Annotated in this window: 13 protein-coding genes and 1 pseudogene; 12 read left to right on the top strand and 2 right to left on the bottom strand. The window is 35.4% G+C overall.

Annotation, left to right across the window (positions count from 1 at the left end):
* The first annotated feature begins 63 nt into the window (after positions 1-63).
* The 5 genes from ACSVDH_RS10010 to queF all read left to right on the top strand — a co-directional run bounded on the left by ACSVDH_RS10010 (position 64) and on the right by queF (position 3232).
* Positions 64-189: a DUF6254 family protein gene (locus ACSVDH_RS10010; RefSeq protein ID WP_299092932.1), complete on the top strand. Its 126-nt coding sequence runs from the start codon at positions 64-66 to the stop codon at positions 187-189.
* A gap of 696 nt (positions 190-885) precedes the next feature.
* Positions 886-1548: a 7-cyano-7-deazaguanine synthase QueC gene (gene queC / locus ACSVDH_RS10015; RefSeq protein WP_439249326.1), complete on the top strand. Its 663-nt coding sequence runs from the start codon at positions 886-888 to the stop codon at positions 1546-1548.
* Positions 1545-1988, top strand: coding sequence for a 6-carboxytetrahydropterin synthase QueD (queD, locus tag ACSVDH_RS10020; RefSeq protein ID WP_299092935.1), 444 nt, complete (start codon positions 1545-1547; stop codon positions 1986-1988). The genes queC and queD overlap by 4 nt, the downstream gene beginning before the upstream one ends.
* On the top strand, positions 1985-2713 hold the full coding sequence (gene queE, locus ACSVDH_RS10025; protein ID WP_439249327.1) for a 7-carboxy-7-deazaguanine synthase QueE: 729 nt from the start codon (positions 1985-1987) through the stop codon (positions 2711-2713). The genes queD and queE overlap by 4 nt, the downstream gene beginning before the upstream one ends.
* A 21-nt stretch (positions 2714-2734) precedes the next feature.
* A complete protein-coding gene (gene queF, locus ACSVDH_RS10030; RefSeq protein WP_299092937.1) occupies positions 2735-3232 on the top strand; it encodes a preQ(1) synthase in 498 nt (165 codons plus the stop codon).
* 87 nt (positions 3233-3319) lie between these two features.
* Here the strand turns inward: queF and ACSVDH_RS10035 are convergent, their stop codons facing one another.
* Positions 3320-3508, bottom strand: a complete 189-nt coding sequence (locus ACSVDH_RS10035) for a YkvS family protein (protein WP_299092938.1) — start codon at positions 3506-3508, stop codon at positions 3320-3322.
* A 418-nt stretch (positions 3509-3926) separates the two neighbouring features.
* Between ACSVDH_RS10035 and ykzS the strand changes: the two genes are divergently transcribed.
* The 7 genes from ykzS (at position 3927) to ACSVDH_RS10070 (ending at position 10891) form a co-directional block, all read left to right on the top strand.
* Entirely contained in the window at positions 3927-4121 is a 195-nt protein-coding gene (gene ykzS / locus ACSVDH_RS10040) for a protein YkzS (protein ID WP_439249328.1), read from the top strand.
* 257 nt (positions 4122-4378) lie between these two features.
* On the top strand, positions 4379-4921 hold the full coding sequence (locus ACSVDH_RS10045; RefSeq protein ID WP_439249787.1) for a cell wall hydrolase: 543 nt from the start codon (positions 4379-4381) through the stop codon (positions 4919-4921).
* A 230-nt stretch (positions 4922-5151) separates the two neighbouring features.
* A complete protein-coding gene (locus tag ACSVDH_RS10050) occupies positions 5152-6636 on the top strand; it encodes a spore germination protein (RefSeq protein ID WP_439249788.1) in 1485 nt (494 codons plus the stop codon).
* A gap of 16 nt (positions 6637-6652) precedes the next feature.
* Positions 6653-7750 (top strand): GerAB/ArcD/ProY family transporter, encoded by a 1098-nt coding sequence (locus ACSVDH_RS10055; RefSeq protein WP_439249329.1) that lies wholly within the window; start codon positions 6653-6655, stop codon positions 7748-7750.
* On the top strand, positions 7750-8817 hold the full coding sequence (locus ACSVDH_RS10060; protein ID WP_439249330.1) for a Ger(x)C family spore germination protein: 1068 nt from the start codon (positions 7750-7752) through the stop codon (positions 8815-8817). Before ACSVDH_RS10055 ends, ACSVDH_RS10060 begins: the two co-directional genes overlap by 1 nt.
* Positions 8818-8917: 100 nt before the next feature.
* Positions 8918-10243 (top strand): polysaccharide biosynthesis protein, encoded by a 1326-nt coding sequence (locus ACSVDH_RS10065; protein ID WP_439249331.1) that lies wholly within the window; start codon positions 8918-8920, stop codon positions 10241-10243.
* Positions 10244-10366: 123 nt separating this feature from the next.
* On the top strand, positions 10367-10891 hold the full coding sequence (locus ACSVDH_RS10070; protein WP_439249332.1) for a TlpA disulfide reductase family protein: 525 nt from the start codon (positions 10367-10369) through the stop codon (positions 10889-10891).
* Between the two features lie 62 nt (positions 10892-10953).
* Here the strand turns inward: ACSVDH_RS10070 and ACSVDH_RS10075 are convergent.
* Positions 10954-12281 (bottom strand): annotated as a pseudogene (locus tag ACSVDH_RS10075) (IS3 family transposase).
* Positions 12282-12675: the final 394 nt, after the last annotated feature.

The following is a 12675-nucleotide window of genomic DNA, read 5'->3' on the forward strand; positions in this document are numbered from 1 at the left end:
GAAAAAATAGATAAGAAGCTAAAGAGCTTCTGTAGTTCACTTAGATGATAAAGGGGTTATCTTATGACACAATCAAAATCACAGCAAGAGCGTCAATGGACTGTTCGTAAACAATCACAAAATCCTCATGGCAAAGTAAAATCCTTTGATCAGCTTGCAAGTGAAGCGGGAAAAAAAGAAGAGAAATAGTGGAGAAATGGGGTGTCTAAGGTGTCTGGACTTTAGACACCTTGTTTTTTAAAGTTTAAGAAAGCATAAAATTCTGTACTTAGTTTTAGTGTCTAGCTCCAGTCGCCATCGGCGAAGCACAGGACGTGCAAGTGCAGTTAAGAGATAAGGCCGCCCTAGTTTTTAACTGCCTCTAGGGTCTAGTCAAATAGGAATTGAAGGTAAAGAACACCTTCTATTCCTATTCGCCTTATGCTTGCGCTTTAGTTCATGCAAGCAAAGTTTTTAATTAACTTCCGTAATTATTTCAAAGTGATTATAATATCATAATGGTATAATGAAATTTGTAGATGAACCATTTATATGATCATTGCAAAAATGTTACTTTCGTGATATATTTTTTTAGTTGAAAATTAAAAAGCAAATCCGATTTAGTCTTTTTAGAATCGGGAGAGGTTCTAGCAAAACCCTCTATAAAAAACTAATAGATCCTTATTGTAGTTTTATTATAGAAAAAAGTGCTAGGCACCTCGAATTATTTTCGCAGGTGTTTTTTTATATTTTAAAAGTATAAATTTCAACAAAGATGAAAGTTCGACGTAGAGGACAATTTTAAGCTTAAAGTATCAGAGAAACTAGGCAATCGCCGGCGCTTTAATGCTTGGCGCAAGTCAAGTTTTCTTTATTTCTTTATTAAGTAAGAAGGGAACGTTTTAAATGAAACATGAGAAGGCAGTTGTTGTATTTAGCGGGGGACAAGATAGTACAACATGTCTATTTTGGGCCTTAAAGAAATTTGAAGAGGTTATCGCGGTGACCTTTAATTATAATCAGCGTCATAGCTTAGAAATTGAAGTGGCGAAGTCAATTGCAGAAGAGCTTAACGTAAAGCATCATATTTTAGATATGTCTTTATTAAATCAGCTTGCACCAAATGCATTAACAAGAGCAGATATTGAGATCGAGCATAGGGATGGAGAGCTGCCGTCCACTTTCGTCCCAGGAAGAAACCTCTTATTCTTATCCTTTGCGACAATTTTGGCTGATCAAATTGGTGCGAAACATATTGTAACAGGTGTATGTGAAACGGATTTTAGCGGATATCCGGATTGCAGGGATGCATTTGTTAAATCATGTAATGTTACCTTAAACCTAGCTTTAGATAAGCCGTTTGTTATTCATACTCCATTAATGTGGATTAACAAGGCGGAAACATGGAAGTTAGCAGATGAACTTGGTGCACTTGACTATGTGCAAAAGAAAACCTTAACCTGTTATAACGGTGTGATTGCTGATGGATGTGGTGAATGTCCGGCATGTAAATTAAGAAAAAAAGGCTTGGATGATTATTTACTTGAAAAAGGTGCGGATGTCCGATGATTCAACAAATCTATCCTCAAGTACAGCATTCTTATCAATTTGAATTAAATAAAGATATGCATATTGCAGCAGCGCATTTTATTCCGCATGAAGATGCAGGAAAATGTCAAAAGGTGCACGGACATACTTATTTTGTTAATATAACGATTGCTGGTGATGACCTAGATGACTCCGGCTTTTTAGTGAACTTTGCAAGTTTGAAAAAGCTGATTCATGACCGTTTTGATCATTCGCTCTTAAATGATCATACTGATTTATTCTCGGACGAAAATCCGGATTATTTCCCGACAACCGAAGGGGTAGCACGGGCGATTTGGGAAGTGATTCAAAAGGAGCTTGATACAAAACCAAATAAACCAAAATGTGTTCAAGTTTTTGTCAGGGAGACACCTACAAGCTATGTCGTATTTCGTCCTAAGCTGAAGGAGGAACAACATTGAAAAAAATCCCTGTATTAGAAATATTTGGCCCAACTATTCAAGGTGAGGGAATGGTGATTGGGCAAAAAACGATGTTTGTTCGTACAGCAGGCTGTGATTATTCATGCAGTTGGTGTGATTCGGCCTTTACATGGGATGGCACTGCTAAGGATGAAATCCGTCAAATGACGGCGGATGAAATTTGGGCAGAGTTAGTGGAGCTAGGAGGAGATCGTTTCTCGCATGTCACGATTTCAGGAGGCAATCCGGCACTATTAACAAATTTACATGAGCTTATTTCATTGCTAAAAGAGAATGGAAAAAAGGTTGCGATTGAAACACAAGGCAGTAAATATCAGGATTGGCTGAAGGAAATTGATGATTTGACAATTTCTCCCAAGCCGCCAAGCTCTGGTATGAAAACTGATTTTGCAAAGCTGGATGAGATTATTCATACATTAATAAATGCAAATAAAAAACAATTTATCAGCCTCAAGGTTGTTGTATTTGATCAAGAAGATTTACGTTTTGCAAAGAATATTCACTTGCGATATCCGGAGATTTCGTTTTATTTACAAGTAGGAAATGAAGATGTTTTCGCATCAGACACAAATCGATTAGTACAGTCTTTATTAGAAAAATATGAATGGCTAATTGATCAAGTGGTTGCTGATTCTGAATTAAATCATGTTCGTGTGTTGCCTCAATTGCATACATTAGTCTGGGGCAATAAGCGCGGTGTATAATCGATGAAAAGAGGGAAAGACATGGCTGGAAGAAAACAAGAAGAGATGAAGGATGTAACACTGCTTGGGAATCAAGGAGTAAAATATCTATTTGAATATTCACCACAAGTTTTAGAAACTTTTGAAAATAAGCACCCTAATCGTGATTATTTTGTAAAATTTAATTGTCCTGAATTCACATCTTTATGCCCGATTACCAATCAACCAGACTTTGCCACAATATATATCAGCTACATTCCTGATATTAAAATGGTTGAAAGCAAATCATTAAAATTATATTTATTTAGTTTTCGAAACCACGGAGATTTTCATGAGGATTGTATGAACATTATTATGAATGATCTTATAGAGCTAATGGATCCCCGCTATATTGAAGTATGGGGGAAATTTACCCCACGCGGCGGGATTTCCATTGATCCTTATACAAACTATGGAAAACCAGGAACAAAATACGAGGAAATGGCGGCATACCGCTTAATGAACCATGACTTGTATCCTGAAAAAATTGATAATCGTTAAGTAATTTCAAGATCAAAGGGTCGGCCACCCGCTAACACAGTGATGATCCGTAGTGTTTGCGGGCGGCTGACCCTTTTTTGTCTTATATTAAGAGAAAGACTCTTTTACAATTTTATAGTTTTTGTGATTGACAACGGTGCGTCTATCAAGATCTAATTCTCTGAAATTTTCCATATACGTTAAGTCAACAATTACGGAATTTTCATTTACCTTTTCAACAACACCTGTTAAACCTTCTTTAAATTCAATAATGCTTCCTACTTTAGCGATCTTCATTGCCTCGCTCCTTTACATATTCTTCGACGATCAGAATCTCTGTATGTCCTACACTAATCAATCTAAGTTATTGCTGCGCCTTGAGCCATAGGCACTTACTATTGCTAGAAACTTTCTATTAGCATTATTTAACACTATTTCTCTTTGTAAGTAAAGCCTTTCACTCTAATTACAGGAAAAAACTTTACAGATCATGGAAGATTACTTAAGAATCGACATTAGTGATTTTGGGCAAAATTGAAAGGAATCAAGGGAAGCATGAACAATCCTATTCACTAGGGATACAAAACAAAACGTTTCACAGTTGGAAATCTGGCTGCAGGCTTAGGGAATAGGAATCTATTCGAAAAATTAGACATATAGATCTTCCTTCTAGTAAACTATAGATGAAATTTATAGGGCAGGTGGAGGTATTACCATGGATGAACAAACGATTCACGAGATATTAGATAAGCTTAAGGATGGTGAATTACATGAATACCTTGTAACAAAGGAGCAGTTTTTGTCATTTCGAACCGTTCTTGTTAATCGAGAAGATTTTAAACATTTTCGGGGAATTGCTCAACAAGGAGGAAGTGTTATTTACCGTTATTTGCAAGAGCCGAGAAGTTAGTTAATCTAACCTCCGCTTTTTTAAAATTTTTCGATACCCTAATGATTCTAGCTCATTTTATGACCGTAGCAGGCCATTAAACTATTGGAATCGTTTCCAGAAATTGAGGGGTGTTTTAGATCTTAAAACCTGTTAGTCTAGTTCATGTGCAAGTCCCAAATTTCAAAATAAGGAGATCAGTAGGAGGATACTAAAACATGAGAAAGACAATTTTAAAACTTGTTGCTGTTTCAACATTAGCTTTATCGCTTACTGCGATGACAGTACCAAAATCAAAAGCTAATGCTGCAACAACACATCAAGTTCAAACAGGTGATACGTTATGGTTAATTGGAAAAAAGTATGGAGTATCTGTAAAATCGTTAAAATCTGTTAATCAGAAGTCTTCTGATTTATTATATGCCGGAGAAAAATTAACGATTCCTCAATCGATTACTGCAGAGGAGAGAGACTTATTAGCGCGTCTTGTACATGCGGAAGCAAAAGGCGAACCATATGCAGGTAAGGTTGCTGTTGCCTCTGTTGTTTTAAATCGAGTTGATAGCTCATTGTTCCCAAATGATATTAAAAGTGTCATTTATCAAGTAGATCAAGGCTATTATGCTTTTACACCTGTACAAAATGGTACGATTAATCAACCAGCTGATGCTGAAGCAAAAGAAGCCGTTCAGGAAGCATTAGCATTCCGTGGCATGGGGAATGGTTCATTGTATTTTTACAATCCTGTAACAGCAAAAAGCCCATGGATCACTACACGTGAAGTGACTGTTACAATTGGCAAGCATCGATTTGCAAAATAAATAGAAAGAATATTAAATAAGAGGCTGTCTCTGAAAGGTCCAATCCTTTCGTTTCGAGACGACCTCTTATTTTTTTGCAGAATAATTTACCCTTTAACCCTAATTTAACTTTTCCTCTAATGGTGCATAATTCCATTCATTAGTGGCATGATATGAAAAATAGCAGAACACTAAAAGTGAACAAAACGAATACTATTCCCAGAGAAAACGAAAAGCGTGTGGTGGATGTCATGAACAACATGAGGTATGAGAGTGGGAAAAACAAACCTTCATTAGCTAAAGTGATTGCCCGGTTTCGAACTTCATCTGACTTCATTCAATTTGAAGAACGAACAAATCGGCTTGTGTACTGGGTCTCATATATAAGAACATTGGTAGACATGCAAACTCTTCAAAAATTAATCATGCCTATTCTAAAAAGTGATAGCTGGAATACGTTAGATGAATTAAAAAAAGGGATCCCGATTGAAAACATTATCATTACAATTGATACAGATGTTATTAAGGAAAAGCTTCTCGATGGGTATGTATTGATCAGCCTGTCCGAATATGGAATTCCGAGCTTGCTAGTTAAGGCGACCCTTAACAAGGCCCGTGACGTATCCCTGCCAGAAGTAGAATTTAGTGTTGTTGGTCCTAAAGAAGCATTCGTTGAATCGATTGAGTCCAATATTAACCTTATTCGTAAAAGAGTGACAAATGATAAGCTTCGAATATTCGAAATGAAAATTGGAGATCTATCGAATACAAAGCTTGCGGTATTATATGTTGAAGGTGTTTGTAATGAAGAGAACGTCCATACTGTCATACAGCGTATTAAAGATATTCAATTTGACCAAATCAGTGATAGTTCATTCATAACCCAGATGATTTCAGATGATCATAATTCCCCTTTTCCACAGCTCTTAGATACTGAACGGCCGGATCGTGTTGCTTCAATCTTAGCAGAAGGGAAAGTAGGAATTATTGTTGATGGTTCACCACATGTATTAATTGGACCCACAACTCTTGTTGAGTTTTTTTCAGCATTTGATGACTACTTTTATAATTGGCTAACCGCCTCTTTTTTTAGGCTAATCAGACTCTTTGCCGTTGCATTCTCAATTTTGGTGACACCAGTTTATGTGGCAGCTCTAACCTATCATTATGAGTTAATACCAAGTGATTTATTAAATACATTAATTTCCTCTCGCAGAGATGTCCCGTTACCGCCAATTTTAGAAGCTCTGTTCTTGGAATTGACTATTGAATTATTAAGAGAGGCTGGAGCAAGGTTGCCAACGAAGGTCGGTCAGACAATCGGTATCGTTGGAGGGATCGTAATCGGGACAGCATCAGTTGAAGCTGGGTTAACAAGTAATATTCTGCTGATAATTGTTGCTTTATCTGCACTAGCTTCATTTACGACACCAATTTATGCGATGGGTAATACGATCAGGATGCTTAGGTTTCCATTTTTAATATTAGCACAATGGTTTGGTTTAGTTGGCATCGTTATCTGTTTTAGTTTTTTAACAACCCATTTATTAAGGCTAACCTCGTTAGGTAGACCTTTTTTAGAACCAATTTATCCTCCTAGATCAATTGATATGAAGGATGCCCTTATACGGCTCCCCTTTTCATTGATGTCTAAGCGACCACAGCAATTGCGAACAAATAACCCTAAACGCTTTTCAAAAGCAAATGCGACAAGGAACAGAGACATCGATGAGTAACTGAGGTGATGATTCCATGATAAAAATAGCAGAGAGGTTCCAGGTTTCTCATTTTTTAGTGTTTTATTTAATTCATTCTGTGCAATTTGGAGTTGGTGTATTAGGATTTCAACGGGTTATTGCGGAAGATTCTGGTCGGGATGCATGGATAGCTGTCATTGTGTCTGGGATTCTTGTTCATGTTTCATTGTGGATGATTTATCGGATTCTACAGGAATCAGACGGCAATATAGTTTCCGTTCATCAGGAGCTTTTCGGAAAATGGGTCGGAGGATTCCTTAGCATTTTTTTATCATTATATTTTATCTTAATGGCGATCACCGTTTTAAGAACCTATGTCGAAATCGTTGAGGTATGGATGTTTCCGGATTTAAATGTTTGGGTGTTTTCTTTCATTTTTTTATTGTTGGTTTTCTATGTAATAAGCGGAGGGTTCCGTGTGGTAGCAGGAATAAGTTTTTTTGGGGTTGTACTGCCGCTCTATTTATTGTTAACCTTCTTATTTCCTCTTCAGTTCTCGGAGATAAAAAATCTACTTCCAATAATGGATCATTCAATTAAAGATATTGCCATGTCAACAAAGAACATGTCATTGACAATTATCGGTTTTGAAGCGTTGCTTGTTTATTATCCTTTTCTTAAAAATAATAATAAATCAAAAAAGTGGGCTCATATGGCCGTTGCTTTTAGTACATTAATATACACCTTTATCTGCATTATCACGATTATTTATTTTAGTGAAGAACAGCTCGGAAAAAATGTTTGGGCAACATTAACAATTTGGAAAATTATCGAATTGCCATTTGTTGAGCGTTTTGAATATATCGGTATCGCGAATTGGAGTTTGGTTATTTTGCCTAATGTCTGTTTAACCATTTGGTCTGCGAGCAGATGTTTAAAGGATGCTTTTGCTATTAAGCAAAAATTCTCGCAAATAATTGTATTAATTCTAGCTTATATTTTTGTGAATTTATCAGAAACACGCAGAGAAATAAGCTTTGTTAATGATATTGTCGGTCAAGTTGGGTTTTATATCATATTTGCTTATATTCCAATTATCTTCTTTCTATCATTGATTATACGAAAAATTCGTAAAGCAAAGGAGAAAAGTTAATGAAAAAAATGTTCCCGCTTATCATTCTGGTTGTTTTGTTTCTAACAGGTTGTGTAGAGCAGGAAATTATTGATGATGTAAACCTTGTTACTGTTACTGGTTTTGATAAAATTGAAAAAGATAAAATTAGGGGAACAGCGATTATTAATACTTATTTAAAAGATCAGCCTGTACAAGATTATCAACTTGTTGAAAGTTCGGAACTAAGCAGAGATATCCTTTCAGACATGCAAAAGAAATCACCGGATCCTCTAGTACTCGGAAAGCTTCAGGTTGTTTTATTTGGTGAAGCCTTATCAAGATCAGGGATAACCGATCTGGTAGATACGCTGCAACGTGATGCTTCGATTAGCGAGCGGCTTTTGCTTGCTGTTACACGTGATGAAGCGAAAAGCGTTTTGGAAGCGGACTTTGGCACACAAGGAGCGTCCAGGTTTTTATCAAGTTTAATCCTCCATAATAATCTTCACCGTGATTTGCCAAAGTCTAATTTGCATTTATTTTTATATCAATATTATTCAAAGGGACAAGATCCGTTTTTACCAATTCTTTCAAAAAAAGGTAAGGATGTTTTAATTGACGGGTTAGCATTATTTGATGATGTTAAGTTGGTTGGAGAAATATCAAATGAAAAATTGCTTTTCTTTAAGATTCTTGCAGACCAATATTCAAAGGGTTCGTATACATTAAATATCCCTGATTCAAAAGAAAAAGCTGGAATAAGAAGTATTTCATCTTCAAGAAAATTAAATTTGATTTCACTCAATCCCCTTAAGGTAGAAATTTCAGCACATGTCGAGGGTTATATAAATGAGTACACGGGGAGAAAAATAACCCAAGAGGTTATTAAGAAGGCAGAAAAAGCATTTAAGGACGAAATTGAAAAAGAATCATTGGCCCTTATTGACAAATTTAAGGAACTACAGATTGACCCTCTTGGTATTGGAGATGACATCCGGTCACAATCAAGAGATTTCGATATTTCAAATTGGAGAGAAGAAATTAAAGATTTAAACGTTGATGTCAAAGCAGATGTTCTTATTTCGGAAACAGGAGTCATTGATTAGCATGAAAAAGCATTTTTATTGCTATTAAATTCAATAATAATTTGATGCCTTGTCTCATATTCTTTAATAGTGGACTAGTTTAAAATGAGGGGACGACATCATGAATACTTTTGTAAAAGGAACATTATTGCTTGTTATAGCAGCGTTTTTTGGAGAGTGCCTTGAGTTTTTTGTGAATATGATATTGGCTAGAGAGCTTGGAGAAGAGGGTATGGGATTGTATATGACAATCCTTCCTGTTATTTTCTTCGTTGTCATTATTGCTAGTTTAGAGCTTCCGATTTCCATTTCAAAGTATATTGCTGAGAAGCATCGTGAAACACATTATCATATGCTAAGGCATTCTTTTCATTTAACCCTTTTTCTTACGATTGTTTTTATGTTCGCATCAGCGTTGTTATTGCCTTCTATTTCCGTTTTTCAGGAATACCATCCATATGTTAAATGGTTGTTTATCCTAATTATTCCAATTGTTTCATTCTCCTCTTTTGCAAGAGGCTATTTTATGGGTGTACAGCATATTGGGAAGATCGCATTCTCAAATTTTTTGAAAAAAGCAGTACAGCTTGTCCTCTTATTTTGGGTCTATCAAACCTTTAATTTCGAACTAGAGGTAGCGCTGCTCATTGCACTAGGAACTCTTATTGCAAGTGAGCTTCTCGTATGTACATATTTAGTGGCTGCATATTTTATTCAGTATCAACTATTACGAAAAGAAACTAATAAGTATATTAATGGAAGGAATGTTAGAAGGGCGCTGTTTTCAGTCTCATTACCAACAACTGGATTAAGGCTTTTTCATTCTTTTACACATGCAATTCAGCCTTTTTTAGTTAAAGCTGCGTTAATAAGTGCGGGGTTTACTAGTGTCATGGCAACTGAGCATTATGGAATGCTGTCTGGAGTTGCAATGTCAATCGGCTTTTTTCCAGCCTTTATCGGACATTCCTTAATGATCATGCTAATTCCTAATGTATCTGAGGCATTTGCGAATCATGATATGGCAAGGCTTATACGGTTGCTTAAACAGTCAATGATGATTACTGTTATATATGGTACCATTGCTGTTATCGCCATTTATATCTTCGCAGAACCTTTAACACATTTATTTTTCGAATCCACCTCAGCCTCATTCTATTTAAAATTATTGTGGCCGTATTTTCTATTTCATTTCTTCATCATTCCGATGCAGGCTTATTTAATTGGATTAGGTCTTGTTAAGGATGCACTGTACCATACAGTTTGGTCGCATGTAATTTCATTTGGGATGATGTATGTCCTAGGTTCATTGGATTTTCTTCATATGAAAGGAATTATAATAGGAATGAATATGGGGGCTGTACTGCTTATGTTGATGCATTATGTCACGATCTGTAAGAAACTGGGGGTGAGTGTCTATTTTATGAAAAGAAAATTTATTTATTAAAAAAAGGGAACGGTGAGCTTTATGGGCAACCGTTTATTTTTGGTTAAATTGCATTTCATTTCTCTATTTTGCAGAAGCTAAAGTTAAACGGTTATATAAATAGTATTAAAAAAGGTGAATATAATGAAAAAAAATCTGATCATCCGCTTCCTTTTAAGTCTGCTAATTTGTCATTTTTTTATATCAGCTAACGTTGTCAAAGCATCAGAAAAGAAGGTTGTGCTGGAAGGAAAGCAAGCAATAGATTTCACATTAAAGACAGTTGAAGGGAGGACAGTATCTTTATCAGAATTTAAAGGCAAGGTTGTTGTTATAAATTTTTGGACAACTTGGTGTACGTATTGCCAAGAAGAAATGGAAGAACTAAATAAATTCAGTGAAGAGATGAAGTCATTAAACGTTGAGCTTTTAAGCGTAAATGTGACATCAGCTGAAGAGAATAAACAAGCGGTTATTCAATTTATACGCCATGCTAACATGCCTTATAGAGTTGGATTAGATGTAAAGGGCGAAGTTTCACAATTGTATAGGATTATCGGAATCCCAACAACCTATATCATAGATGAGCAAGGAATTGTTCAAAAAAAAATCTTAGGGCCCGTAACTTCTCCTATTCTTAAAGAAACCATTATACATATAAAAAAATAGAAAAAGCCAGAGGGTGAACCTTGATCTGTACCCTTAAAAATAGACAGTTTATAAAAAGACCTTTATGCACTCAATAGATGGCCCCGGTATTGTTCCGGGGTCATCTTCTTTAATCCCCATTGATATCGATACGAATTATAGTAAACCATATATTCTTCAATTACTCCTCTTAGCTGTTTGAGTGTTTGACATGAAGAGGAGTCAATTTCATCTTTTAAATGACCAAAGAATGATTCAATTGGTGCGTTATCCCAACAGTTTCCTTTACGAGACATTGATTGAATAAACCCAAGTTTCTTAACCTTCTGTCGATATTCTGGATTTGTATAGTGAAATCCTTGATCAGAATGGAGAATAGCTTCTGGGTGAACGTTTTCCGTCCAAAGCAGAAATTAAGTTATCAAGTGTTCGATAAACAAGTCTCATTTCCAATGTTGTCGAGAGATAATAGGCCAAAATTTCGCGTGTAGAACCGTCTTTAACACATGACAAATAAACAGGTGTTCCATTTTCTAAATAAAGATAGGTAATGTCAGTAAGTAACACTTTACCAGGCTCACTATGTACAAAGTTTCGATTCAGGATATTAGCACAAGTGCGGTGTTCTTGTGTTGCCTGAGCCATTCGTTTGTAAGGGTTTGACCTTCTAATTTTGGACCTTAGGTTAAACTTATTCATAATACGATAGATTTTCTTGAGATTCATCACAGTGAAATAGTCATTTTCTAGAACCATTCTTATATCTCGTCCACCTGATTTACCATTCTTTTCATCGTAGATTTGTTTTATAAGTTTAAAATCCTGTTCATCCTTACGTTCTCTTTCGATACGCTTAGGTTCAGCCTTAAGCCAGGCATAATAACTTTTGCGTTTTACTGCAGCTAATTCACACAGATAGGAAACCATCCTAACTAGACCATGTTTACGAATAGTGGCCTCAATTAGTTGGAACTTTTCTGATAATGTTAGTCTTGTTTCTTCGCCTTCCTCTCTAGTTCTTCTAACTTTTTTAAGAAGTCGTTTTCCATCTCTAAGAAGGCTATACGTGCTTCAGCTTTTTTTAGTTTTTCTTCTAATGTAAGATCCTTCGAAGATGGACGTCCTGTGCTTCCTTTTCCGCGACGCTCATTTTTAAAACCTTCTCACCATACTTTTCATAAGTTTTTCGCCAACGTTTTAAACATTGTAGAGGCTTTTCATGGCCAATTATGTCTAGATCAAATCCATATTCAATGAAAATATCTTTTGGCCCTTTGCCATTTTGGTTTTCTTTAATGGCAGCAATTTTAAATTCAGGTTTGTATGAGATCGACCGGTCTGATACATGATTGACATTTGGGTTGTTCTCTAGTTGTTTACGTTGAAATTCATTAAAAATAATTTTACTCATATTAGTTCCCCGTTCTCTCTATTTGTTTTGATTATAACGGGTTTTCTATGATAAAACATAAAAAATCCCGAATAATGGACTTTTTTATAAGTGTCCATTATTCGGGAGACAGTTCACCTTAACACCTCTGGCTTTTTGCGTTTGAACCTTTACAAGCTTTAAACGTTATACTAAAGGGTAAAAGAAAAGAAGAGCATTTATGAATTTCTCTTGAAAAAGAATGAGAAAGGTTATCGTTATCAATAATAATTATTAAATAATAATTATAATAATTATTACTTGAAAATATTACTTTATTATATATAATAATTAATATAAGTTAAAATTTTAGGTGGATATTGCTTAATCATGAAGTGTAAGTAAATACGAAAGATAGTTTTATTCTTAGATTAGA

It is taken from the genome of Metabacillus sp. Hm71 (assembly GCF_051842955.2).
Lineage (GTDB): Bacteria > Bacillota > Bacilli > Bacillales > Bacillaceae > Metabacillus.